Below are 23,108 nucleotides of genomic sequence, written 5' to 3' on the forward strand. Positions count from 1 at the left end.
TTCCAAATGAATCATGATTATTAATCCGCGATCTGACCCACACTATAAGCAAATCGAGTACTCTTGAAAGGATTTGAGATAGGGTGGATTATAATCGCGATGATGAACAGTACGCCTCCGAACAGCCCCGCCGCAGCAAGAGAGGGTACTTTCTATCAAGTCTGATCGGCGTCATCGTCGGGGCCGCGCTCATGGCTTTCCTGCTGCCGTACTGGACAGGCGGAGACCATGGAGAAAGCAGCAAAAGCACCAGCCAGCGTCTCGGCAGCGAACAGGTGAAAACAGTCAACGTAAATGTCAACGATGCTGTCACGAATATGGTCAGCCGTGTATCAGATTCGGTAGTCGGTGTTCTCAATATCCAAAAGACCGATATTTGGGGAGAGGGCGGCGAAGCGGGAAGCGGATCGGGCGTCATTTACAAAAAGAACGGAAACACTTCTTATATCGTAACCAATCACCATGTCATTGCAGGTGCGACTGAAATTGAGATCAGCCTGAAGGATGGCTCACGCGTGCCTGCTGAACTGATCGGGAGCGACCGTCTGATGGATCTTGCCGTGCTGAAGGTGAAGTCTGATAAAATCAAATCGGCCGCCCAGTTCGGCAATTCTGATCAGGTCAAAGTCGGAGAACCGGTCATTGCGATCGGAAATCCGCTCGGGCTTGAATTTGCGGGATCAGTGACACAGGGGATCATTTCAGGCACGGAAAGGGCAGTGCCCGTTGACTCAAACGGCGACGGACAGCCGGATTGGAATGCGGAAGTGCTGCAGACCGACGCCGCGATTAATCCCGGCAATAGCGGCGGCGCTTTGATGGATATATCGGGCAAGGTGGTCGGCATCAACTCAATGAAGATCGCTGAATCCGCCGTTGAAGGCATCGGCCTGTCCATCCCGTCAAAGCTTGTCATTCCCGTTATTCAGGATTTAGAAAAATACGGAGAAGTCAGACGGCCTTTCCTCGGTATTGAGATGAAATCCTTAACGGATATTGCGAGCTACCATTGGAGCCAGACGCTGAAACTTCCGAAAGGCATTAAAACCGGGGCGGTCATTATGGGTGTCGACGCGTTTTCACCGGCCGGAAAAGCGGGTTTGAAAAAGCTCGACGTGATCACCGGGTTCGACGGACATAAGGTCAATGACGTTGTGGATCTCCGTGAGCGCCTGTATCGCAAAAAGATCGGCGACCGTGTGAACATCACGTTCTACCGTTCGGGAAAGAAAAAAACAGCGGAAGTCAAACTGACAGAAGCGGATCGATTACAGAAATAAAAAAACAGCCCGGACATCCGGGCTGTTTTTTATTGATTTATTTGTTAATATTATACTATTATGAAAACGGGGAGGTGAAACACATGAAAACGGCTGATGTGATCATCGTATTGAATGAAATTGAAGGTGAATGTGAAGGAAGAATTATTTTAGAATGCAGAATTTAAGAAAATGAAACATGTCATATCAAACGTCCTTTTTCAGGGCGCTTTTTTTATGCCTTTTTTCAGAAGCCATAAAAAAGAACTGAACGTGGGTCACAACACGTTCAGTTAAAAATGGGTATATTTAGAAAAAGGTAGACATGAACTTAGAACTTTGTGATTGAAACAGACTGGTGCTGCTGAATTGAAGCGGCAGATGAAACTGCCGGCAGCTTATTTTTTGTTATTTACAGATGGCTCCGTTTTGAGCGTTTACTTTCACCGTTTGTTCCGTATGGTTTTGGGCAGTGATTTTCACGATGTACTTGTAGACGCCGTTTTCTTTCTTCATTTCAGACGATTTCACAGCGCCTTTGCAATGGCTGAGCGCGATGGAATGCGCTTTTTTAGAAGCGATCATCACTTGTTTTTTCTGCACTTCTTCTTTCAGGATTTTTCCGCTTTTGCCGTCCATGTGGAGCGTATGAAGCTTGCCGTCCTGGCCGAATATGCTGACAACATAGACTGATACGCCGTTTTCTTTTTTCATTTGAGCGGATTTCACAGCGCCTTTGCAATGGCTGAGTGCGAACGATTCCGCTTTTGCACGGGTCATGTGTTGCTGGTTATTCTTTATATCATGTTTGACGATTTTGCTGTTTTTACAATTGATATGGAATGTGTGAAGCTTCCCGTCTTGTCCTGACACCTGAACCACGTAAACCATGACGTTATGTTCGGTCTTCAGCTCAGAAGACTTCACTGTTCCTTTGCAATTCTTCACGGCGATTTTTTCAGCGCCGGATTTTGAGATGAATTGCTGTTTCTTTTCAATTTGATGTTTCACGACTTTTCCGCTGGAGCTGTTGACATTGACGGTGTGCTGCTTTCCTTTTACGTCAAGGACGTTGACAACATATACGTAAGCGCCGTTGACTTTTTTCATTTGCGCTGATTGAACGACGCCTTTGCAGCTGCAGTTTTTCAATGCGGTCTCTTTCGCTTTAGAGATAGAAACGGAAGCCTGCTGTTTCGTTTCCACTTTCGTCTGCGCTGCGTCATCCTTATGAATGACAGCCGCATGCGCTGAAGTTAAAGAACTGATTGAAAGTATGGTCCCCAGTGCAGCTCCTGATAAAACTTTTGTAATTCCCATCATATATTCCTCCTTAAACATTTCATTGTTGGCTTCCCAACTAAGGCTTATTGTAAAGACCCAAACTGAAAACAACATGAATCTAAGCTGAAAACTTCCTGAATTCAGCGGATTTTCAGCTTAGATTCAGTTTTGTTTCAGATAAAAGCGAATAATAGAAGGGGAAGCGAAAAAAATAAACACAGGCTGATACATCTAAGGAGAGACTGCATCATGGATAAGTTGAAAGGCATCAAGGTGCTGATTGTAGACGACGAGCCCGCCATCATTGATTTTTTAACGATGGGGCTTGTCAATGAAGGGTTTGAAGTGATGTCCGCGGCAGACGGGATGTCGGCGATGAATCTTGTGAAAACATTTCAGCCTCATATTGCCGTTTTGGACGTGATGATGCCGGGAATGGATGGGCTTGAGCTGTCAAGGATGCTTAAGAAAACAAGCAATACCGCCATCATCATGCTGACCGCGAAGGATGAAGTAGAGTTTCGCGTAAAGGCGCTGATTGAAGGCGCTGATGATTACATGATCAAACCGTTCAGCTTTGAGGAGCTGCTTGCCAGAATTTACGCAAGAATCCGCAACCAGTTTCCGCATCTTTTCGATGAGGTGGTGCTCGGCCCCTTCCGAATCGATGACCGGAGCAGAGAGATTTTTTACAATGAACAGCCTTTGAAGCTGTCCGCCACCGAATATGAACTGCTGAAATGTTTAGTGCTCCGCCACGGAACGGTTCTCAGCAAAACGAGGATTCTCGATCAGGTATGGGGCTATGATTTTTACGGGGAAGACAATATCGTCGAGGTGTACATCCGTTCTTTGCGCGAAAAGCTGAAGGACAAAGAACACAAGGTGATTCGCACGGTTCGGGGCGCCGGGTACAGGGTGGATCTGGCATGAAACGGCTGTACAGAACCCTGCGATTCCAGCTCCTGTTCAGGTCACTGGCGATTTTGGCCTTGCTGTTATGTTTCATCGGCGGCACTCAGTACATGTTTATGACACGGACGATGTATGAAAATCAGGCGATCAGCATTCAGAGTTATATCAATTCAATGGATCAAAGCGTATGGAGGTCAATCAAAACCCTTGCCCGTTCCGAAACACCGGCTCATCCGAATTTGATTTACCCTGGGGTGACGGTTGCTTTTATCAATCCATCATACAAGATGTCTGTTTTATCAGAAGACCCGCACGCGGGGGCCGCTCCTTCTTTCCCGAAAAAAGTGTATCAGGATGCGCTGACAGATACAATGGCGCTTCACTATCAGGTGGCTCACAATAAGGCGGGTGAGGAAATCATCGTCGTGTTTCAGGCGATTTCCGTTGACGGCAGGCAGGCGGGAGTTGTGCAGATGAGCACGCTGACCCAGCCTCTGAATGATTCGCTTTTCCGCCAGATCAGCATTTTCGCGGTGCTTTCCTTTGCGGCTTTGGTCATCGGACTGTTTGTTTTCTTGCCGGTGATCCGGCTCACACTCAAGCCGCTGTCCCGCATTGTGCGTATGATGGGTGACATTAATGCCGGCAGTCTCGATAAACGGCTGCCGATCGATAGGAAGCAGGCCGAAATTGAGTCATTGGGCATCTCCATCAATCAGATGCTGGAACGGATTGAAACCTCTTTTCAGGCGGAAAAAGAAGCGAAGGAACGAATCCGGCAGTTTGTATCAGACGCATCACATGAGCTGAGAACGCCGCTTACCTCCATTCACGGCTTTATCGAAATTTTAATGCGCGGAGCGGCGGAGAAGCCGGAGCAGAAAGAAAAAGCGCTTCAAAGCATGTACGCGGAATCCGCCAGGGCGAATAAGCTGATAGAGGATCTTCTGTTTCTAGCGAAGATTGACCGGGTGCCGAGCTTTGAAATGAAAAAAGGCGCATTGGGAGACGTCATTTTGGAAATGGAGGCTCAGCTGAAGCTACTCGCGAGAAACCGGAAGCTCGAGTTCTTTGTCGATCAAAAGATAGAATCCGTTTTTGACAAAGACAAAATGAAGCAGGTCATTCTCAATCTGTTTTACAATGCGGTGCAGCATACGGATGAAGACACGGGTGTCATCACCGTCTCCCTGCAGAAAGACGGAGGAATCATGCTTATGATTGCGGATAACGGAACGGGAATCGCTCCGGAGCATGTGCCTCATTTGTTTGACCGGTTTTACAGGGCGGAAACCTCCCGATCCCGTCAATCCGGCGGCGCGGGGCTGGGTCTTGCCATTACCAAAACCATTATCGACAGCCATAACGGAACAATTGAAGTGAAAAGTGAGCAGGGAAAAGGCTCCGTGTTCATCATCCGGCTGCCGGGATAAACCGGGAAGCAGGAAGAAATATCACAATTTATATATAAATTCTAAATTTTCAAAAAATAACTTGTCCTTTTCCAATATTGATGATAATATCTAGTTATTGGTAAAGGGGGTGTGTACTGATGAAGATTGAAGAACTTGATCTTGATACAGAAACAGCAAGCTTGGTGCATCGCTGCTAGTAAAGCCGTGACTCCCCTCATTGGGGAGTTATTATCTTTCAGGGGGTATGTCATGATGTCAACTGACTGTAAGCGCTGGAAGTTTAAAGACAGCGTGCAGGTGCTGACCTACACGGCGCATATTATCATTCAATATCGAAAGGCGATTAAGCTTGCGCATACGAGTGAGATCAAAGAGGCGGTTGAACGGCTGATCACCGGCTGTGAAAAACAAGAGCTTTCTGATCTTCTGGGAGAGGAAGCGGGAAACCAGTTTTTCGATGCGTTAATGAAATTGGATGCTTTAATAGAGCCATGGCAAAACGGCCGTGAAGGCTGCATCACTGAAAAGCAGCTGTATCATTTTGAGAAATACAACCAAAACCCCAATCTGATCCAAAACAGATTAGACGGCAGCAGGGCAGCGATCGTGGGTCTGGGGGGCGTCGGAACGATCATTCTTCAAAACCTTTTGGCGGCGGGCATGCAGCATTTTATTCTCATTGATTTCGATGCCGTATCAGTACATAACCTGAACAGACAATTCGTCTATAATAAATCTTCTGTAGGCAAATTAAAGATCTCAGAATGCAGAGATTATATTGCGGGTATCAATCCCCATGCGGACGCAGCACTTTACCATCAGGAAATTACACAGCCGCAGGACCTGTGTGTGTTAGATCCGTATGAAATTGATATCGTCATAAATGCCGCTGACAAACCCCATAACATTTCTGAATGGGTTTACCGGTATTGTAAGGAGCGGAATATCGCGTTTATGACCGGGGGTGTCGGCAGCTTCAGCGGCCAATGGGGGCCTCTGCTCACGCCTGAATCCTATCAATCCGGCGTCACTTATGAAAAAAACATGCCGGCCGGACTTCTGAACTGTTACCCCGATGAACCGATCAAAGGTTCCTTAGGAGCGACAAACGGTATTATATCCTCGTTTATGTCTCATGACATTATCACATACCTTGCAGGCGGAAGCCCGAAATCCCTGAATACCCGCATCGGCCTGGACTTTGACGGCCTTCATATTACAGAAACGAAGCTTTCTCAAAAGGAAAGCGCTTTATGAAGACGATGCATCGTACGGCGAGAAAACCGGGCGACCCTCTGAAAATAGAAATCGACACAAGCCCGATACGCTTGAACCCATTAGATACGCAGGATTACACAAGCAAGATGATTTGCAGCATTATGTATGAAAGCCTGCAGGACGGCTATAACTGCCGGATTATCCGCAAAGATCCCCGCACCTGTCAGGTGGACATTCACCCGGACTATTTAGGTGACGCCGAGGGTGTGGTTCAAACGATCATCTATCATCTGACGAAAGAAAATCAAAGCCCCCATCTCGGCAGTTTCCTGAACATAAAACAGGCCGTTCCGTATGTAAAAGGCCTCGTCTCATCCGATCAGCTCGGGGTGAACGTAACGGGCGAAAAACGCTTTGAAGTCACCTTAGACGAGCCGTCTGATGAAATAGAATCCGTTTTGCAGAGCAGCTTTCTGATTCCGGCGACCGCCGGGGGCGATGTGCCGGAAAACGGCCCGTACCGATTCAAGCGAACGTTTGAGAAGGGGCTGGAATTTGAGCGGAATCCGCAATATAAAATGACGCCCGCGGATCACCGCACGGTTCAGACCATCCAATTTATTTTGAATGATGATCTGGAAAAAAGCATCGGGCTGTACGAAACGAATCAAACGGACGTGACCTGCCACACCCAGTTTCATCATTTAAACATGAGGTATCGGCAATATGCTGATTTTAAAGAAAATCATTTGCCGATGTTATTTACCTTCAAGGTAAAGGACGACATGCTGAGAACTTTCATTCAGCATTATTTTGATAAACAAAAGCTGGCCGGGGATTTGGGGCATATCATCACACCGACTGATTCACTGATCGGTATATGGGAAAGCGGGAGGACACCGCAGAAAGATCCGCCCCTTTTGACAAAAGAAGAACCGATCCGAATCGTTTATGCCGATTATTATCCCAACGGAGAGATCATTGAAAGGCTGGCTGATCTGTTTCGGCGGGCCGGAGCGGACGTATCCGTCTCCCGCGTCAGTCATTTCAATGATTATTACCATATGGATAAAAGCGGGTTTGATATTGAGCTCCATTTGTTCCTGCCGGCTTACATGCATGAGCTGAGCTATATCAAATATTTCATCCGCGACATCAGCGATCCGGAGAAGAAAAAAACGATCATTGATGCCATAGGATCTGAAAAAAAGAAGGAACTTTTTGGGTTATTCGAGAATACAACTCATTATTGCCCAATTTGTTTTGGGAAAAGTCTGTATCTGCAAGATCCATGTATAGAGGGTTTTAGTGTAAAGACTGACGGGCTCCTTTCTGTTCATGATGTTAAATGCAGATAGCTGGAAAGGGGTATTCATTTGCGGAATCGAAATTTGCTTTACTTCTCCGGTTTTTTCGGAAACTTCTTTTTTGAACGGGGAATTTGGATTTTATATTTAACAAGCATGAATTATTCATTGTTTCTTGTGGGCATCCTGCAATCGGTCCTGAATTTGGCGATGTTTCTGGCGGAAGTGCCGAGCGGCGTCATCTCGGACAGAATCGGGAGAAAAAAATCGCTCTTGCTCGGCCATTTTATGGTCATTATCTATTTGGTGATGTTCCTGAGCTTCCATAACTTCATCGCCCTCTTCATCGCCCATATTATATACGGTATCGGGCTGACGTTTATATCAGGAACGGATCACGCCTTTTTGTTTGATTCACTGAAAGAACAAGGGAAAGAAAAGTGGTACGGCAAATCCATCGGAAATTATAACGGACTTGTCATACTCGGTCTTGCGATTGCCATGGGCATCGGCGGCTACTTGCAGGAAATATCATGGTCGTATGTGTTTATCGCCGGGATTGTCACTCAGCTGATTGCGATGGCGGTCATTACACAGCTGACGGAAATCAAATTTGAAAACAGTGAACACGAAACGCAGACGGTCGGTGACATCTTAAAAGAAGTCAAAGATTTCTTCAGGCTGAACAAAGCCTTTAAATATCTGGTGCTGTCACTCTCCGTCTTCTTTGCGATTACATCGGTTTTTTATATGTACGGACAAGATTTGTTAAGTCAGGAAGGGCTGTCCGTGCGCAATATATCCATTATTTTTGCGGGACTGTCCATCTTGCAGGCGCTGTGCTCCATCTTTTCTTCCAAGCCGGCGGAAAAATTCACGCCGAGGCGCGTGCTTCTGCTGACATTCTGCATCATCGGGGCGGCCTATCTGTTTATACCTTCGGGCAGTCTGTACGTGACGATTGCGGCTTTTGTCGTCATTAACGCGCTCTATGATGTGATAGAACCCGTATCCAGTCAGGTGGTGAATAATGAGATTCCGTCCAGAACGAGAGCCACGCTGCTGTCCATTATCAGTTTGATGACCTCGCTCTTCATGTTCATTGCCTTTCCGTTTATCGGATTCTTAACGGACTATTTTGATTCAGCTTTGCTGCTGACCGCAATCGGGGTATTATCCATCTTATTGTCGCTGTTTATGATGCTCAGCTTTTACAAACTGAAAGCGAGCGTCGCCATCCAGAATAAAGTCGAGCTTTGAACCAGAATGACAAAGGGATGATGTGAGTTGCTGAATATTCATAATCTTACGGTAAATTTAGCGGGAGATACGATTTTCAAACAAGTTTCTTTTTTCATCAATGAAGGCGAAAAAGTGCTCGTGGCCGGGCCGAACGGTTCCGGCAAAAGCACGCTGTTCAGGGTGCTTTCCGGAGAGCTTGAGGCAGATGAAGGAACGATTGCGATCAACAAAGGGGCGAAGGTCGGTTTGCTGAAGCAGATCGCTGATCCCCATGAAGATCTGACGTTGTATCAATATCTGGAAAAATCGTTTGAAGCTCTCGCGGCGATCCAGAAGGAAATGAAGGCCATTGAGCTGAAGCTTTCGGAACCGATGAGTGATGACGAGCTGACTGCTTTATTGGAAAAGTACAGTCAATACACGGAAACATTTGAGCGGAACAACGGCTACCAGATGCACGCGATGATTGATGAAGTATGCAATGGGCTCAGCCTCAGCGAATTAAAGGATCAGCCGTTTTCAAAGCTGAGCGGCGGCGAAAAGACAAAAGCCGGCCTTGCCGAAATTTTAATCCGCAACGACGACGTTATACTGCTGGACGAGCCGACCAACCATTTGGATGTCCATGCGATTGAATGGCTTGAAGGGTTTATTAAAAAATCGAACAAAACCATTCTGTTTACGACCCACGATAAAACGTTTGCCGACCAAACGGCGATGAAGGTGCTCGAGATTGACGATACCGAGGTGAAGATTTGGCCTTACGGATTCAGCGAATATTTGAAAAAGCGGGAAGAATTCATCATCGCCCAGTTTGAGAAATATGAAGAACAGCAGAGAAAAATACAGAAGATGAAGGAATCCATCGCCCAGCTGAGAGATTGGGCCAACCGCTCAAATCCGCCGTCTGTCGGCCTGCACAGACGCGCGAATAATATGGAAAAGGCGCTGAAAAGGATCGAGCTGATCAATAAGCCGGTCCGGACGGAGCAAAAATTAAAAAACGCATTTCAGGAAGCGGGCGCCGGTTCAAAAGATATTGTGTTCATTGAAAACGGAAAGGTGACCAACGGATCTTCCCTTTTATATCAAAATGTGAACCTGCGCATAAAGCATAAAGACAGAATCGGCATCGTCGGCAGAAACGGCGTCGGCAAAACAACGCTGATCCGCTGCATCATCGGGGAAAGAGAACTGTCGGACGGCACCATTAAAGTGGGGGAAAATCTTAAGATAGGCTACATTGATCAAAAGAGCCACGTCGGAGATTCGAGTCAGACGATTCTGCAATTCTTTAAAGAAAATCTGCTGACTGAAGAGGGCATGGCCCGGAATATGCTGGCCAAGTACGGATTTTACGGGTCGTCGGTCTTTAAAAAACTTTCCGTCCTGTCGGGCGGTGAAAGAATCAGGCTGAAGCTGTCCATCTTAATGGAAAAAAAGCTGAATGTCCTGATCCTGGATGAGCCGACCAACCACTTGGATATTGAATCTCAGGAAATTCTCGAAAACAGCCTGATGCAGTTTCAAGGCACCATCATCTGCGTTTCTCACGACAGAAACCTGCTGGAGAAGTTCAACAAGATTTTCTGGCTTGAGAATCAAAACGTCACCATCTTTTCAGGTCCATACAGTTACGCCAAACAAAAAAAACGGCAGATTGCCGAATAAAAGGGGAATGGATATGACCATTGACAGACTGACAATCAATGAGTTATCGTACGATCTTTTTGTAAGCGAGTATGCTGATAAAAAACCTTTTATTTTGACGGGGGCAATGGATCACTGGGAATGCAGGCCGTGGACGCTTGAATACATTGACGAACACTATGGAGACAGAATGGTCACCATCCGGAAATCAGATATCGAAGGGGTCAAAACGTTTAAACAAGTAAAGCTTTCCAACTATATCGAGTACATTGATCAGAATGATGACAAATGGTACTGTGACTGGAATTTTACGCAGCTGAACCAAAATGACTTAGACCTTGTCTATTCCGCACCCGAGTATTTTACAAAAGACACATTGAGAGCGGATGAAGAAACGGGACGGGACTGGAAATGGTTCTTTCTCGGTTCTAAGCAGACAGGCACGCCGCTGCATCAGGATTTTAACAGCACGCACGCGTGGAACGGCGTCATTTTCGGGGAGAAGGAATGGATCTTCTATCATCCGGACGACTCTCCGTATTTGTACGAAGGAAATATCAATGTCTTTGATGAAAAAGACATTGAGCAAAAACCGCTGGTGCAAAAGGCGTCTCCGATCCGCTTCAGACAAAAGGCGGGAGAAATCATTTACGCGCCGCGCCATTGGTGGCATCAAGTCGAGAATACGGAACATACATTGGCAGTGAGTGAGAACTTTTGGTTTACCGGAGAGCGGCTTGCCAATCAGATATAACCTGACGAAAGGCTGAGGAGCATCTCAGCCTTTTTTTGTATGGATTCATTTCATCCGGTCCAGACCGAATTTTTTCAGGCGGTATTGCAGGCTCTGTCTGCTGATTCCGAGCTCGTTTGCCGTTTTGGATATGTTATTGCCGTGTTTTCTCAGGGTTTTTTCGATCATGTATTTTTCGAAGTTTTCCATTTTGTCTTTTAAATCGGTGCCGGGCTGGGTGCTTGCGACGGCTTTGGTTTCCGTGTCAGCGGGTTTGATTTTCATCCGGTATTGGTAAGGCAGGTGGGCCGCCGTAATCGTCGTTTCATCCGTCATAAAGTTCATGGCGCCTTCAATCATATGTTCAAGCTCGCGGATGTTGCCCGGCCAGTCATATTCCAGGAAGAATCGCTGCACATCGTCACTGATCGAATCGACATGCATTTGGAACAGGTGATTGTTTTTCTGGATAAAGACTTCGGCCAGAGGCAGAATATCTTCCTTGCGCTCCCGGAGCGGGGGAATGATCAGCGTGACAACGCTTAAGCGGTAGTATAAATCTTTGCGCAGCCGCTCTTCTGAAATGGCGGTGATCGGGTCTTCATTCATCGTGGCGATGATGCGGACGTCAATCGGTTTGTCCTGAGCTGATCCGATGCGCCGGATTTTCTTTTCCTGAAGGGCGCGGAGCAGTTTTGCCTGCAGGCTGAGATTGAGAGAGTTGATCTCATCAAGGAGCAGGGTGCCTCCCTGCGCCTGCTCAAATAAGCCGGGCTGGTCGATGGCTCCGGTAAAGGCGCCTTTTTTCGTGCCGAATAAAATACTTTCGACCAGACTGTCCGGCAGGGCGGCGCAGTTTTGTGAGATGAACGGGGCGCCTGAGCGCTGGCTGCCGTTGTGAATGCTTTGGGCAAACAGTTCCTTGCCCGTTCCCGTCTCGCCGGCCAAAAGAACGGACGATGACGTACGGGTTGCCCGTTTCGCGTTTTCGATGACTTCCCGAATAACCGGGCTGTTGCCGAGAATACTGTCAAACGTGTAGCTGTTCTGTTCTTTCCTGTGCATGTTCTCCCTGATCAGCCGTTCGAGCTTGGTGACGTCCTTGGCGATTTCCACGGCTCCCTTGATCTCGCCGTTTTGCACAATCGGGAAGGTGTGGTTGATCGTCGTGATTTCCTGGCCTTTGTTATTGAAATAGCTTTGCTTTACGTTTTTAATCGTTTTGCCTTCTTGAAGGGCCTGAACGAGCGTGCTGTCCTGCTGATTGGAAAACATAAATACATCAGTCAGGTTTTTATGCAGGACGTCCCGTTCATCCATATCTTCAATCTGCATCATTTTCTTATTGTAAATGACGGTGCTGCCCTTCTCGTCCACCACATGCAGCCCGACATCAATCTCTTCCAGAATGCTTTGTAACACGAGTGTGTAAAATTCGCTGGTTGTGTGCAGGTCAATTCCCCCTCTCAATCGTCTTAACATTCATTATTTTAAAATAAATCGAACGGAAAACGCAAAAAAATTTTGCGCTTGGCTGAAGTTTGCACGCAAACTGCCGGAAAATTTTGCGGGAAAAGAAAGAATGCTGGCGAAACATCCCGTTTTTTCGGATTGGCACGGAACTTGCTTTATAAAAAGGGAAAGCAAGATCTAATGTTGAATGATTACAAAACAAGGGGGAATCAGATTATGTCAGCTTTCACAAAATCTCAAGAAATTATCAGCCAAACTTCACATTACGGCGCGAACAACTATCATCCTCTGCCGATTGTTATTTCCGAGGCGCAGGGTGTTTGGGTAAAAGACCCTGAAGGTAATCAATATATGGATATGCTGAGTGCTTATTCTGCGGTGAACCAGGGGCACAGACATCCGAAGATCATTCAGGCGCTGAAGGATCAGGCGGATAAAATCACTCTGACGTCACGCGCGTTCCATAATGATCAGCTCGGTCCGTTTTATGAGAAAACAGCCAAGCTGACCGGAAAAGATATGATTCTGCCGATGAATACGGGGGCGGAAGCCGTTGAATCCGCTGTCAAAGCGGCGAGACGCTGGGCATATGAGGTCAAAGGAGTAGCGGATAACCAGGCGGAAATCATTGCGTGTATCGGCAACTTCCACGGCAGAACGATGCTTGCGGTATCCCTTTCTTCAGAAGATGAGTATAAACGCGGTTTCGGACCTATGCTTCCGGGTATAAAATTAATTCCATACGGAGACGCAGAAGCGCTGCGCCGGGCGATCACCCCGAACACAGCCGCTTTCTTATTCGAACCGATTCAGGGAGAAGCGGGCATCGTCATTCCGCCGGAAGGATTTTTACAAGAAGCGGCAGCCATTTGTAAGGAAGAAAATGTACTTCTGATCGCTGATGAAATTCAGACGGGACTCGGCCGCACAGGGAAAACATTCGCGGTTGACTGGGAAAATATCGTACCGGATATGTTCATCTTAGGCAAAGCGCTCGGCGGGGGCGTCTTCCCGATTTCGTGCATTGCGGCGAACCGTGACATTCTCGGCGTGTTTAACCCGGGTTCCCACGGCTCGACATTCGGCGGAAACCCGCTCGCTTGCGCAGTATCGCTCGCATCTCTTGAAGTCCTTGAGGAAGAAGGGCTGGCAGAGCGTTCCCTTCAGCTTGGCCGTTATTTTAAAGAAGAGCTTGAGAAAATTGATAACCCGATCATAAAAGACGTGCGCGGTCGCGGCCTGTTTATCGGCGTTGAACTGACAGAAGCGGCCCGCCCTTATTGTGAAAAGCTGAAAGGCGAAGGGCTTTTATGCAAAGAAACACATGATACCGTGATCCGTTTTGCACCGCCGTTAATGATTTCCAAGGAAGACTTGGACTGGGCGATCCAAAAGATCACAAACGTGCTTCAAAACGCGTAAAAGCTTGATGCGGCAATGCTTTCCCTCGGCTTGTATGGAATTTACAAATAAAAAATTCAGCACACTCTATTTGCGCGGCGACAGTATTTTAGTATAATGTATCTTTATGTACGAAAATGAATTTCATATAACATTCATATACAAATAGAGGCTCTTTGGACAGCAAATCGGTTTCAAAGCACCGGCTTGGTTCCAATACAAGTTGCTGAAGGGGTGCAGAATAGTGAATACAAATCAAAAAGAGAATCAGCTTCAGCGCACAATGAAATCACGCCATTTGTTTATGATTTCATTAGGCGGAGTGATCGGCACCGGGTTTTTCCTGAGTACCGGATTTACAATTAACCAGGCGGGACCGCTGGGCGCGGTTCTGTCTTATCTGGTCGGCGGTTTTATTATGTTTTTGACAATGCTCTGCTTAGGCGAGCTAGCGGTTGCCCTTCCCGTATCAGGGTCGTTTCAGACGTACGCAACCAAATTCATCAGCCCCGCTTTCGGTTTCGCATTCGGCTGGCTGTACTGGCTCGGCTGGGCGGTGACATGCGCCATTGAGTTTTTATCTGCGGGACAATTGATGCTCCGCTGGTTTCCGCATGTTCCCGTATGGGTGTGGTGCCTCGTGTTTGTCGGACTGATGTTTCTTTTGAACGCCATTACCACAAAAGCGTTCGCTGAGTCGGAATTTTGGTTTTCCGGCATTAAAATTGTAGTCATTCTGCTGTTTATTATTTTGGGCGGCGCCGCCATGTTCGGCCTGATTGACATGAAACACGGCGAGCAGGCTCCTTTCTTCTCCCATTTTTATGAGGATGGATTGTTTCCGAACGGCATTAAGGCTATGCTTATTACGATGATTACCGTAAACTTCGCGTTCCAGGGAACGGAGCTGATCGGGGTTGCCGCGGGAGAAAGTGAAAATCCCGAGAAAACGATTCCGCGCTCTATCCGGCAGACGGTATGGAGAACGCTTGTCTTTTTCGTTCTCTCCATCATCGTCATTGCCGGCATGATTCCGTGGAAGCAGGCGGGAGTGGTCGAAAGCCCGTTTGTCGTGGTATTTGAACAAATCGGTATTCCATATGCCGCCGATATTATGAACTTTGTTATCTTAATTGCGCTGCTCTCAGTGGCCAACTCAGGCCTGTTTGCATCGACGCGTATCTTATATGCCATGGCGAACGAAGGACAAGCCTTTAAATCGCTCGGCAAAACAAATAAACGCGGGGTGCCGATGAACGCTCTGATCGTGACGCTGGCCGTCGCCTGCCTGTCACTGCTGTCTAAAGTAGCAGCGCCGGAAACCGTTTATATGTTTCTCTTATCATTAGCCGGACTAAGCGCGCAGGTCGGCTGGATTACGATTTCCCTGTCACAGCTGATGTTCAGACGGAAATACATCCGCGAAGGCGGCAAAGTGGAAGACCTGAAGTTTAAAACACCGCTGTACCCGGTGCTGCCTATTATCGGGCTGACGTTAAACACGGTTGTTCTGATCAGCCTCGCATTTGATTCAGAACAGCGGCTCGCCCTTTATTGCGGCATTCCGTTCATGGCGGTGTGCGTTATCGTCTATCATCTGTATGTAAAAAAGCATAAGCAGTCAGAAAAACAGATAGAGCTTTAAATCTTTTCGTGTCCAAGTCATCTTTGAGAAACCCGCACAGGACAACATACAACATGTTGAGGTGGAAAAACGGATGAACAAGAATATCTCAGTTATTGGAATGCCGATGGATTTAGGACAAGCACGACGCGGAGTGGACATGGGCCCGAGCGCCATCCGCTACGCGCATCTCATTGAACGGTTATCTGACATGGGGTATGCGGTGGAAGACTTAGGCGACATCCCCGTCAATCGTGAAAAACTCAAAAATGATGAAGAGCTGAAAAATCTGAACTCTGTGCTCTCGGGGAACGAGCAGCTCGCCCAAAAGGTGGACAGCGTCATTGAGAATGAGCGGTTCCCTCTCGTCTTGGGCGGCGATCACAGCATCGCGATCGGAACGCTGACAGGAACGGCAAAGCACTATAAACAGCTCGGCGTCATCTGGTACGACGCGCACGGCGACTTAAACACCCTGGAAACATCGCCGTCAGGCAATATTCACGGAATGCCGCTGGCCGTCAGCCTCGGCGTCGGGCACGACACATTGGTGAACCTGGGCGGGTATGCCCCGAAAATCAAGCCGGAGAACGTCGTCATCATCGGCGCGAGATCGCTTGATGAAGGCGAGCGTGAATACATTAAGGAAACAGGCATGAAGGTCTATACGATGCATGAGATTGACCGCCTCGGCATGACAAAGGTCATTGAAGAAACCATTGACTACTTGTCAGACTGTGACGGCGTTCACCTCAGCCTTGACCTCGACGGCCTTGATCCGAGCGACGCACCCGGCGTAGGCACGCCTGTCGTCGGCGGCATCAGCTACCGTGAAAGCCACTTGGCAATGGAAATGCTGTATGATGCCGACATCATCACTTCAGCTGAATTTGTCGAAGTCAACCCGATCCTCGATCACAAAAACAAAACCGGCAAAACAGCGGTCGAGCTGGTAGAATCTTTGTTAGGAAAAAAACTACTATAAAATATGCGCCTCCGCACTTGCGGGGGTTTTTTTGTTGCCACGAGGAAACTAGCGGGCTGTCACCCTCTTTTTAGACCTGTAAATATGATATATTTATTACACAAAATGGGAAAGGGAGGTGTCCTGACAGATGGCTGAAGTGATGGCCCACGAAACAGTTGCGAAAAAAATCAGTGACTGGTATGAGGAAATCAAAAAGCACAACACCGAATCGGCTGAGGCGTTAAGAGAACAACTGCTTACGGATCTGCAAAATATGACACAAAATCAAACGGTGCTCCTTTATTTTAATTTAATTGATTCCCGCTATAAGCTTTTAATGGAAGAGTATGAGAAAACAGACGGCATTTTAAAAACGATCCAGCTGAACGCCGATAAAGAAAAAACAGACCAGATGATTCAATACTATTATTATTTCTTTTCCGGAATGCACGAGTTTTACCGTAAACGGTTTATGAACGCCATTAATTTTTACCGGATTGCTGAAAGCAGGCTCCGGCACATACCGAATGAGATTGAAAGAGCCGAGTTTAATTATCAAGTGGCGATTGCCTACTATGAAATCCGCCAAAACTACTTTGCGATGAACCACGCGGAAAAAGCGTTGGAGATCTACAAAGCCAATGAAATGTACGCGGTCAGAGAAGCACAGTGTTTAATGGTGATCGGCTGTAACAGAATGGACTTGTTTCACTACCAGAAAGCCGAAGAGCTCCTGCAGACGGCGGTTCATCAAGCCGCCAAAGCGGGCGATCCGCATATTGAGGCGCTCGCCCACTTTAACGCAGGCATTTGCTATGAAAGACAGGAAAAGCTTGAGGAGGCGCGGGTCGAGTTTGAAACGGCTCTCGATCAAAAGGAGCATTTGCAATCAGCATATTCGGTGCGGAGTCTGTACATGCTGGCCAGAGTGTTATTGAAACAGGAACAGATGGATGAGGGCCGGTTTTGGCTGCATAAAGCGCTGAATGCCGCTGAAGAAAAAAACGAGCCCGTATACACCCAAAAGCTGCGCATCTTACAGCATGTCTTTATTGACCAGAGTGAAGAATCGCTTGAATCAGCTTTCGCCGAGTTAAGAAGGAAAGAGCTGTGGAGTGACGTTTCCGATTTGTCGTATCAAGCCGCGGCGCATTTTAAAAAACAGGAGAATTACAAACTGGCGGCGAAGTATTTTCAGGAATCAATTGATGCCAATGACCAAATTTTGAGATTAACGGAGGGGATTCGTAATGAAAACATGTAAATTCATTGTACTCTCAGCAGCCTTGGCAAGTCTCATTTCGATTGGATTATTTGCGCAAACTGGTTCAACGGCACAAGCCGACCAAATCATAAAACCGGCGGAAAACGGAGCCTTCGGATAATACTGCATGATACCGCTTTCAGTCCGTGTTTTGTAAGGAGTGATTCAATGGCTATCACGCTGCAGCCGATGACAGGACAAGAATTTCAGTCCTATCTCGCCCATTCAACCAAGCATTACGCTGAAGAAAAGGTAAAAGCGGGAACATGGCTGCCTGACGAAGCGCCGGAATTAGCGGAGCTGGCGTTTGAAGACCTGCTTCCTGACGGCTTGGAGACGGCCGATCACTATTTATGGACGCTGACATTGGACGGAAAGGAAAATGCCGGCTGGCTGTGGCTTCACGCCGATCCGGACCACCCGCAGCAGGACGCATTTATTTATGATTTCGGCCTTCATCCGCCTTTCCGCGGCAAAGGCTATGCAAAAGAGGCACTCGCAAGGCTGGAGGACAAAGCCAAAGACCTGGGTGTCCGCAAGATTTCTCTCCATGTGTTCGCTCATAACGAAACGGCGCGGAAGCTGTATGAGAAGACGGGATTTCTGGAGACGGATGTCATCATGAGCAAAAAGCTGTCGTGAAAAGGGGCCCGCACGCTGGGCCTCTTTTGTTATTCATCTAACAATGTCATCATGTGTTCCGGATAACGCTCGCCGGCCGCGGTGCCGATCGGAAACATCTCATCCAAACGCGCCTTCACATCCTCGGGAAGCACAATGTCGAGAGCGGCGAGGTTCTCTTCCAAGTAGTGTTTCTTTTTTGTGCCCGGAATCGGAATGAGGTCATCGCCGTTTGCGAGAACCCATGCGAGCGCAAGCTGAGGCGCGGTGATATTCATTTCCCGGGCAATGGCGGTAAGTTTTTGGACTAGCCCTATATTCACCGCCAAATTGTCTCCCTGGAATCTCGGCGTTCTTCTTCTGTAATCATCGGCATCCAGCTGATCGGTCGACGTCATCTTTCCGGAAAGAAAACCTCTGCCGAGCGGACTGTAAGGCACAAAAGAGATGCCGAGCTCACGGCAGGCGGGCAGCACATGCTCCTCCGCTTCCCTGCTCCATAAAGAATATTCCGATTGAAGCGCGGCAATCGGATGAATGCGGACGGCGCGCCTGATCGTTTCTGCGGAAGCCTCTGACAATCCGATATACCTCACCTTTCCTTCGTCTATCAGCTCCTTCATGGCGCCGACAGTTTCTTCAATCGGCACCCGCGGATCAACCCGGTGCAGATAGTAAAGGTCGATATAATCCGTCCCGAGACGTTTCAGACTGGCGTCACACGCTTTTTTCACATAATCGGGCCGGCCGTTGATTTCGATAAACTCACCCTTTTCGCTTCGGACATAACCGAATTTCGTCGCGAGGCACAGCTCCTTTCTGAATGGGGCGAGCGCTCTGCCGACAAGTTCTTCATTCGCACCCAATCCATATTGATCAGCCGTATCAAACAAATTCACGCCGAGATGAACGGCATGATGCAGTGTGGAAATCGACTCTTCCTCACTCTGGCTGCCATAGTATTCCGACATGCCCATGCACCCTAACCCCATTGCGGAAACCCGCATCGAACCGATCGTTCTGTCCTTCATATGTCCTCCCCCTTTCTTGTATGATAACCGGATTTCCTGATATTTGAAAATGTTTTATGCATAAGATTTACATATTGTTATAAAATTTTTAAAAATCTGTAAATTGTATATTTTTTTATCGCAATTCCGTCATATAATACAAATGTGGAAAAATTATACTCAAAGAAAAGAGGCGAAGTCATGATGTGTAAAAAGCTGTTCAAAGCCGTCCTCCCGTTTGCCCTGTCATTCACCATGGTTCTGTCGTTCTCCGGTATGAATGTAAAAGCGAAAGAAACAGAAACAGCCCGCTACGCAAAAGAAATCGCAGAGCTTCAGCAGGGCACGACTCCCCAAGACGTTCTCCAATCCGCCAAAGAGCTTGCCAAACAGAAGCACGTTTCAACAGAAGCAATTCTCAAGCAGTTTCATCAAGAAATCACGGCAGACAAGGTGCAAGGAAATGTAATCGCTTCCAAAGAAGGGATCTCTGCGATGGGCGGATCGTCAGGAACCAAAAAACTTCCGAAAAGCACAAAAGGCAATATTTATTACACGAACTCATACACGGCTTATTACAACCACGGGCATGTCGGCATGTATTCATCCGCTGATAAAATTGTCGAATCCGTGCCGGGAGACGGCGTCCGCCAGATTGCTTATAACGGCAGAGAAGTCGAAGACAATTCAATCGTCCAGACCGTAAAAGTCACCGACGCCCAAAAACAAGCCGCCGCTGACTGGGCTGTATCAAGAGTCGGTGATGAGTACTCCTTCAACTTCGTCAATAACAGAAATACGGGCCATGAAGGCGCCAAAAACTGCTCAAAACTGCTGTGGTCGGCATTCCTCTTAAAAGCCGGGATTGATATCGACTCTAACGGCGGCTTAGGCGTATACCCGCGCGACATCACAAGTTCGTCCTACACGGCCACGATTCTGACCATTCACTAAGGAGTACAACGTGAAAAAAATCATCTGGATACTCTTAGTGATCATCGCCGCCGCAGCGGTCTTATGCTTCTTCTATTTCCGCACGGAAGATCCTGCGGAGGTTGCGAGAGACACATTAAATGACCCTGATTTTCTGAAAGATAAAGAGGCGCTGCTGTATTTCTCCACTGCGGCTGACCAAGACACGTTCGGCGGCGGAAAAAGCTACGCCCTCTTCGCCGATGAAAAAGGGCGGCTCTCTTCTTATCACATGAAGGGGCTTGAGCTCGGATCGGCCAAAGTGCATGACGGCAGCGTGCTGCTGGAGGACAAAAAAGGAATCTACACCGTTCAGGGCGGCCTTCACACGTATAAAAGAGCGTACCAGCATACGGGAGACAGCGCGGGATATATCGAGCGGGCGAAAGGCTTTTACACGCTGTATAATTCGGGCTACGACAAGAGCGGCGGCAGCTACCGCTCAGAGCTGTACCGCCAGATTGACGGCAAGTGGAAGCAAGACGTCATCCCGCACTATATCCGCGCTTCAGGCTTTTTTAAAGATCATCTTTTCGCGCTCACGCCGACAGATGACGAAAAAGGCTATCACATCCAAGACATTCAGGCCGCTAAAGAAAAGCTCCATACAAAATCAATCGCGACATGGACGTACAAAGAAGGCACGTCTGTCGAATCCCAGCTCGCCGCGGACGACAGCGCCGTCTGCTTTGTCACCAGAGGGGAAAAAGCCGATCACATCTACCAAATGGTGAAAGTCATGAAAAACAGCGGCGCCATCAAAACGTATGACATCGCCGCTTATAAAAATGACGAACAGACGATCTATGACTCCATGCCGTTCAGCTTCAAAAAAAGCTTTTTCATGGAGCGGCGCAGCTTCTATTTCGTTGACGGCTTCGGAACCGTCTACCGCATCAACCCTGAGACCGGAAAAAGCAAAAAAGCCTTCACCCTCCCCGCATCCCGAATGAAAGCCGACTTCAAGGAGCTGACCCATCAAAACGGAAAGCTGTATCTGTTCACGTACAGCTATAAAAAGCCCGCCAAAATCGAATCCTTCGACCTGAAAACGGGCAAAAAACTGAACGACCGAACCATCCCAAACTTAAAAAACATTGTCACGCCGAAAAGCCATCTCAAGCTGTATGATGTGCAGGTGATGGGTGGGTTTTGAAGAGTATAAACATTTCGGAAGAGCTTGCCGCTTTTGGTAAGCTTTTTATAATGAAACGTTACTGCGGGAAAGAAGGTGTTCATTTGAAATCATTCAGTATCTTCTTATTGTTGTCCGTCATTTGTATAACCATTGTTTTTGTCATAATGAATATGTTGATTGGATACCCTGATGTGAGTAACGGGGCATTGATTATGATTGTATATATCGTTGTGACCCTCATGATAAGGCTATATAACAAGAGAAAAGCCCACCGAACATAGAGATAGAGGAATTTAGGAGGGAGCCGATGAAGAAAAAGCTTGCCGCGTTTTTAAATGACGGAAAGATGGACTGGATAGATGTATGCCGTACGCTGCTGGCGTGTCTATTAGGAATTCTGTTCGTCCTTCGCTTAGAAAAAAGAGAAAACACGTAAAGAGCCGGATGCTGAAAACACCGGCTCTTTTTGCGCGTGATTTGCCGAATTGTGGATAAAACTCAGCCCGAAGCACTACTAACATGTGTATAAATAGGTTATATTGAAAAGAGAACAATTGCCGCGCGCAAAAGAAAATCGGAGGATGTAACAATGAAAACCGCTTATTATTCTTGTGAAGAACATATCGAAACCGTGCTGGACATGTACATAGATGATCATGAGCTTCCGCCCGAAATCAGAAAAATCGAACATACTAACAGTTTATCCACAGCCTGTGAATTATGTGGGGACACTGCAACATATCTAGTAGGGAACGAATGATCCTACACAAAATACAGAAAAGATATCCACAATTGTGGACAATATATATGAATAACTTGTTTCTAAAGTGGGGATGACCTGTGAATATCAATATAGTGACCATCGGAAAACTAAAAGAAAAATACCTCAAGCAAGGCATTGAAGAATACAAAAAACGACTCTCAGCCTACGCAAAAATCGACATCATTGAACTCCCGGACGAAAAAGCGCCGGAAAACCTGAGCGACCAAGACATGAAAATCGTCAAAGACAAAGAAGGCGATCGCATCCTGGCCAAAATCAGCCCGGACACCCACGTCATCGCCCTCGCCATCGAAGGAAAAATGAAAACATCCGAAGAACTGGCCGATACAATAGATAAGCTGGCGACTTATGGAAAAAGCAAAATCACCTTCGTCATCGGCGGCTCACTCGGCCTAAGCGACGCCGTCATGAAACGCGCAGACGACAAGCTGTCATTCTCAAAAATGACATTTCCTCATCAGCTTATGCGGCTGATTTTAGTGGAGCAGGTTTATCGGGCTTTTCGGATTAATCGTGGGGAGCCTTATCATAAGTAGAGGGAAATATTGTTGTAGATAAGGTAATAACCCATTATTAGAAGAGGTACTAAAGTTTGTTTTCATTATCCGTTTCACGATACAATAAGTGAACAAGTATATTTTTTCAAAATGTTTACAATTAGTAAAATCAAATTCAGGTTCAATATTGAACTTGAGTTTGATTTTTGTTTTAATGTGAATCTTATCAATTAACTACTGAGTAGCTGTTTTATAAAGGCGTCGGGAGCCCGCCAGCAAATGCTTTAGGTCGTTTAGTCAGTATTCCTTTGGATAACAACAGAACTTAAAAAAT

22 protein-coding genes are annotated in these 23,108 nt (G+C 47.1%); 19 read left to right on the forward strand and 3 right to left on the reverse strand.

The features are described from left to right. Positions 1-83: 83 nt before the first annotated feature. Complete coding sequence (locus K3G25_RS10770; protein WP_022554034.1) at positions 84-1,280, forward strand: S1C family serine protease; 1,197 nt, start codon at positions 84-86, stop codon at positions 1,278-1,280. A 387-nt stretch (positions 1,281-1,667) separates the two neighbouring features. Here the strand turns inward: K3G25_RS10770 and K3G25_RS10775 are convergent, their stop codons facing one another. Further along, complete coding sequence (locus tag K3G25_RS10775; RefSeq protein ID WP_154817802.1) at positions 1,668-2,579, reverse strand: PepSY domain-containing protein; 912 nt, start codon at positions 2,577-2,579, stop codon at positions 1,668-1,670. A 213-nt stretch (positions 2,580-2,792) separates the two neighbouring features. Here K3G25_RS10775 and K3G25_RS10780 point away from each other — a divergent pair, with 213 nt between their 5' ends. The 7 genes from K3G25_RS10780 (at position 2,793) to K3G25_RS10810 (ending at position 11,044) form a co-directional block, all read left to right on the forward strand. Beyond that, the gene (locus K3G25_RS10780; RefSeq protein WP_095060437.1) at positions 2,793-3,476 is read left to right on the forward strand and encodes a response regulator transcription factor; all 684 of its coding nucleotides are present in this window, start codon (positions 2,793-2,795) and stop codon (positions 3,474-3,476) included. Further along, on the forward strand, positions 3,473-4,891 hold the full coding sequence (locus tag K3G25_RS10785; protein ID WP_232489297.1) for a sensor histidine kinase: 1,419 nt from the start codon (positions 3,473-3,475) through the stop codon (positions 4,889-4,891). The genes K3G25_RS10780 and K3G25_RS10785 overlap by 4 nt, the downstream gene beginning before the upstream one ends. Before the next feature lie 231 nt (positions 4,892-5,122). After that, a complete protein-coding gene (locus tag K3G25_RS10790; RefSeq protein WP_094296164.1) occupies positions 5,123-6,130 on the forward strand; it encodes a ThiF family adenylyltransferase in 1,008 nt (335 codons plus the stop codon). After that, on the forward strand, positions 6,127-7,449 hold the full coding sequence (locus K3G25_RS10795) for a periplasmic substrate-binding domain-containing protein (RefSeq protein WP_022554032.1): 1,323 nt from the start codon (positions 6,127-6,129) through the stop codon (positions 7,447-7,449). Before K3G25_RS10790 ends, K3G25_RS10795 begins: the two co-directional genes overlap by 4 nt. A gap of 18 nt (positions 7,450-7,467) precedes the next feature. Beyond that, complete coding sequence (locus K3G25_RS10800; protein WP_012118887.1) at positions 7,468-8,658, forward strand: MFS transporter; 1,191 nt, start codon at positions 7,468-7,470, stop codon at positions 8,656-8,658. Positions 8,659-8,685: 27 nt separating this feature from the next. Then, entirely contained in the window at positions 8,686-10,311 is a 1,626-nt protein-coding gene (locus K3G25_RS10805) for an ABC-F family ATP-binding cassette domain-containing protein (RefSeq protein ID WP_007614956.1), read from the forward strand. A gap of 13 nt (positions 10,312-10,324) precedes the next feature. Then, a complete protein-coding gene (locus K3G25_RS10810) occupies positions 10,325-11,044 on the forward strand; it encodes a cupin-like domain-containing protein (protein WP_017418503.1) in 720 nt (239 codons plus the stop codon). 45 nt (positions 11,045-11,089) lie between these two features. Here K3G25_RS10810 and K3G25_RS10815 read toward each other — a convergent pair whose 3' ends face one another. Next, positions 11,090-12,505 (reverse strand): sigma-54 interaction domain-containing protein, encoded by a 1,416-nt coding sequence (locus K3G25_RS10815; RefSeq protein WP_022554030.1) that lies wholly within the window; start codon positions 12,503-12,505, stop codon positions 11,090-11,092. A gap of 207 nt (positions 12,506-12,712) precedes the next feature. Here K3G25_RS10815 and K3G25_RS10820 point away from each other — a divergent pair, with 207 nt between their 5' ends. From K3G25_RS10820 to K3G25_RS10840, 6 genes are all read left to right on the forward strand, one after another. Beyond that, entirely contained in the window at positions 12,713-13,918 is a 1,206-nt protein-coding gene (locus tag K3G25_RS10820; protein WP_004393130.1) for an ornithine--oxo-acid transaminase, read from the forward strand. A gap of 223 nt (positions 13,919-14,141) precedes the next feature. Then, positions 14,142-15,542 (forward strand): amino acid permease, encoded by a 1,401-nt coding sequence (locus K3G25_RS10825; protein ID WP_021494640.1) that lies wholly within the window; start codon positions 14,142-14,144, stop codon positions 15,540-15,542. A 73-nt stretch (positions 15,543-15,615) separates the two neighbouring features. Continuing rightward, positions 15,616-16,506: an arginase gene (rocF, locus tag K3G25_RS10830; protein WP_007407883.1), complete on the forward strand. Its 891-nt coding sequence runs from the start codon at positions 15,616-15,618 to the stop codon at positions 16,504-16,506. A gap of 130 nt (positions 16,507-16,636) precedes the next feature. Next, on the forward strand, positions 16,637-17,752 hold the full coding sequence (locus tag K3G25_RS10835) for a response regulator aspartate phosphatase (RefSeq protein ID WP_014419331.1): 1,116 nt from the start codon (positions 16,637-16,639) through the stop codon (positions 17,750-17,752). Beyond that, positions 17,739-17,873, forward strand: coding sequence for a hypothetical protein (locus tag K3G25_RS20735; RefSeq protein ID WP_004393139.1), 135 nt, complete (start codon positions 17,739-17,741; stop codon positions 17,871-17,873). The genes K3G25_RS10835 and K3G25_RS20735 overlap by 14 nt, the downstream gene beginning before the upstream one ends. Before the next feature lie 47 nt (positions 17,874-17,920). Beyond that, complete coding sequence (locus tag K3G25_RS10840) at positions 17,921-18,394, forward strand: GNAT family N-acetyltransferase (protein ID WP_022554029.1); 474 nt, start codon at positions 17,921-17,923, stop codon at positions 18,392-18,394. A gap of 29 nt (positions 18,395-18,423) precedes the next feature. On the opposite strand, the gene K3G25_RS10845 is transcribed toward K3G25_RS10840, so the two are convergent. Beyond that, complete coding sequence (locus K3G25_RS10845) at positions 18,424-19,404, reverse strand: aldo/keto reductase (RefSeq protein WP_123117543.1); 981 nt, start codon at positions 19,402-19,404, stop codon at positions 18,424-18,426. Positions 19,405-19,587: 183 nt separating this feature from the next. Here K3G25_RS10845 and K3G25_RS10850 point away from each other — a divergent pair, with 183 nt between their 5' ends. From K3G25_RS10850 to rlmH, 5 genes are all read left to right on the forward strand, one after another. Beyond that, entirely contained in the window at positions 19,588-20,337 is a 750-nt protein-coding gene (locus K3G25_RS10850; RefSeq protein WP_029973009.1) for a YiiX/YebB-like N1pC/P60 family cysteine hydrolase, read from the forward strand. Between the two features lie 10 nt (positions 20,338-20,347). Then, positions 20,348-21,511 carry a hypothetical protein gene (locus K3G25_RS10855; RefSeq protein ID WP_121984301.1) on the forward strand — a complete coding sequence of 388 codons (1,164 nt, stop codon included), beginning with the start codon at positions 20,348-20,350 and terminating at the stop codon, positions 21,509-21,511. 289 nt (positions 21,512-21,800) lie between these two features. Further along, positions 21,801-21,929 (forward strand): hypothetical protein, encoded by a 129-nt coding sequence (locus tag K3G25_RS20740; protein ID WP_260564669.1) that lies wholly within the window; start codon positions 21,801-21,803, stop codon positions 21,927-21,929. Between the two features lie 153 nt (positions 21,930-22,082). Then, positions 22,083-22,253, forward strand: a complete 171-nt coding sequence (locus K3G25_RS10860; RefSeq protein WP_004393147.1) for a CxxH/CxxC protein — start codon at positions 22,083-22,085, stop codon at positions 22,251-22,253. Between the two features lie 80 nt (positions 22,254-22,333). After that, a complete protein-coding gene (gene rlmH, locus K3G25_RS10865) occupies positions 22,334-22,813 on the forward strand; it encodes a 23S rRNA (pseudouridine(1915)-N(3))-methyltransferase RlmH (RefSeq protein WP_029973005.1) in 480 nt (159 codons plus the stop codon). Positions 22,814-23,108: the final 295 nt, after the last annotated feature.

Source organism: Bacillus sp. FCW2 (genome assembly GCF_021228595.1).
Taxonomy (GTDB): Bacteria; Bacillota; Bacilli; order Bacillales; family Bacillaceae; genus Bacillus; species Bacillus velezensis.

Coding starts and splice junctions, on each gene's coding strand:
- K3G25_RS20740 (WP_260564669.1), top strand. CDS start 21,801: ATGAAGAAAAAGCTTGCCGCGTTTTTAAATGACGGAAAGATGGACTGG.
- K3G25_RS10795 (WP_022554032.1), top strand. CDS start 6,127: ATGAAGACGATGCATCGTACGGCGAGAAAACCGGGCGACCCTCTGAAA.
- K3G25_RS10810 (WP_017418503.1), top strand. CDS start 10,325: ATGACCATTGACAGACTGACAATCAATGAGTTATCGTACGATCTTTTT.
- K3G25_RS20735 (WP_004393139.1), top strand. CDS start 17,739: ATGAAAACATGTAAATTCATTGTACTCTCAGCAGCCTTGGCAAGTCTC.
- K3G25_RS10780 (WP_095060437.1), top strand. CDS start 2,793: ATGGATAAGTTGAAAGGCATCAAGGTGCTGATTGTAGACGACGAGCCC.
- K3G25_RS10790 (WP_094296164.1), top strand. CDS start 5,123: ATGATGTCAACTGACTGTAAGCGCTGGAAGTTTAAAGACAGCGTGCAG.
- K3G25_RS10845 (WP_123117543.1), bottom strand. CDS start 19,404: ATGAAGGACAGAACGATCGGTTCGATGCGGGTTTCCGCAATGGGGTTA.
- K3G25_RS10860 (WP_004393147.1), top strand. CDS start 22,083: ATGAAAACCGCTTATTATTCTTGTGAAGAACATATCGAAACCGTGCTG.
- K3G25_RS10815 (WP_022554030.1), bottom strand. CDS start 12,505: ATGTTAAGACGATTGAGAGGGGGAATTGACCTGCACACAACCAGCGAA.
- K3G25_RS10850 (WP_029973009.1), top strand. CDS start 19,588: ATGTGTAAAAAGCTGTTCAAAGCCGTCCTCCCGTTTGCCCTGTCATTC.
- K3G25_RS10835 (WP_014419331.1), top strand. CDS start 16,637: ATGGCTGAAGTGATGGCCCACGAAACAGTTGCGAAAAAAATCAGTGAC.
- K3G25_RS10820 (WP_004393130.1), top strand. CDS start 12,713: ATGTCAGCTTTCACAAAATCTCAAGAAATTATCAGCCAAACTTCACAT.
- K3G25_RS10775 (WP_154817802.1), bottom strand. CDS start 2,579: ATGGGAATTACAAAAGTTTTATCAGGAGCTGCACTGGGGACCATACTT.
- rocF (WP_007407883.1), top strand. CDS start 15,616: ATGAACAAGAATATCTCAGTTATTGGAATGCCGATGGATTTAGGACAA.
- K3G25_RS10840 (WP_022554029.1), top strand. CDS start 17,921: ATGGCTATCACGCTGCAGCCGATGACAGGACAAGAATTTCAGTCCTAT.
- K3G25_RS10785 (WP_232489297.1), top strand. CDS start 3,473: ATGAAACGGCTGTACAGAACCCTGCGATTCCAGCTCCTGTTCAGGTCA.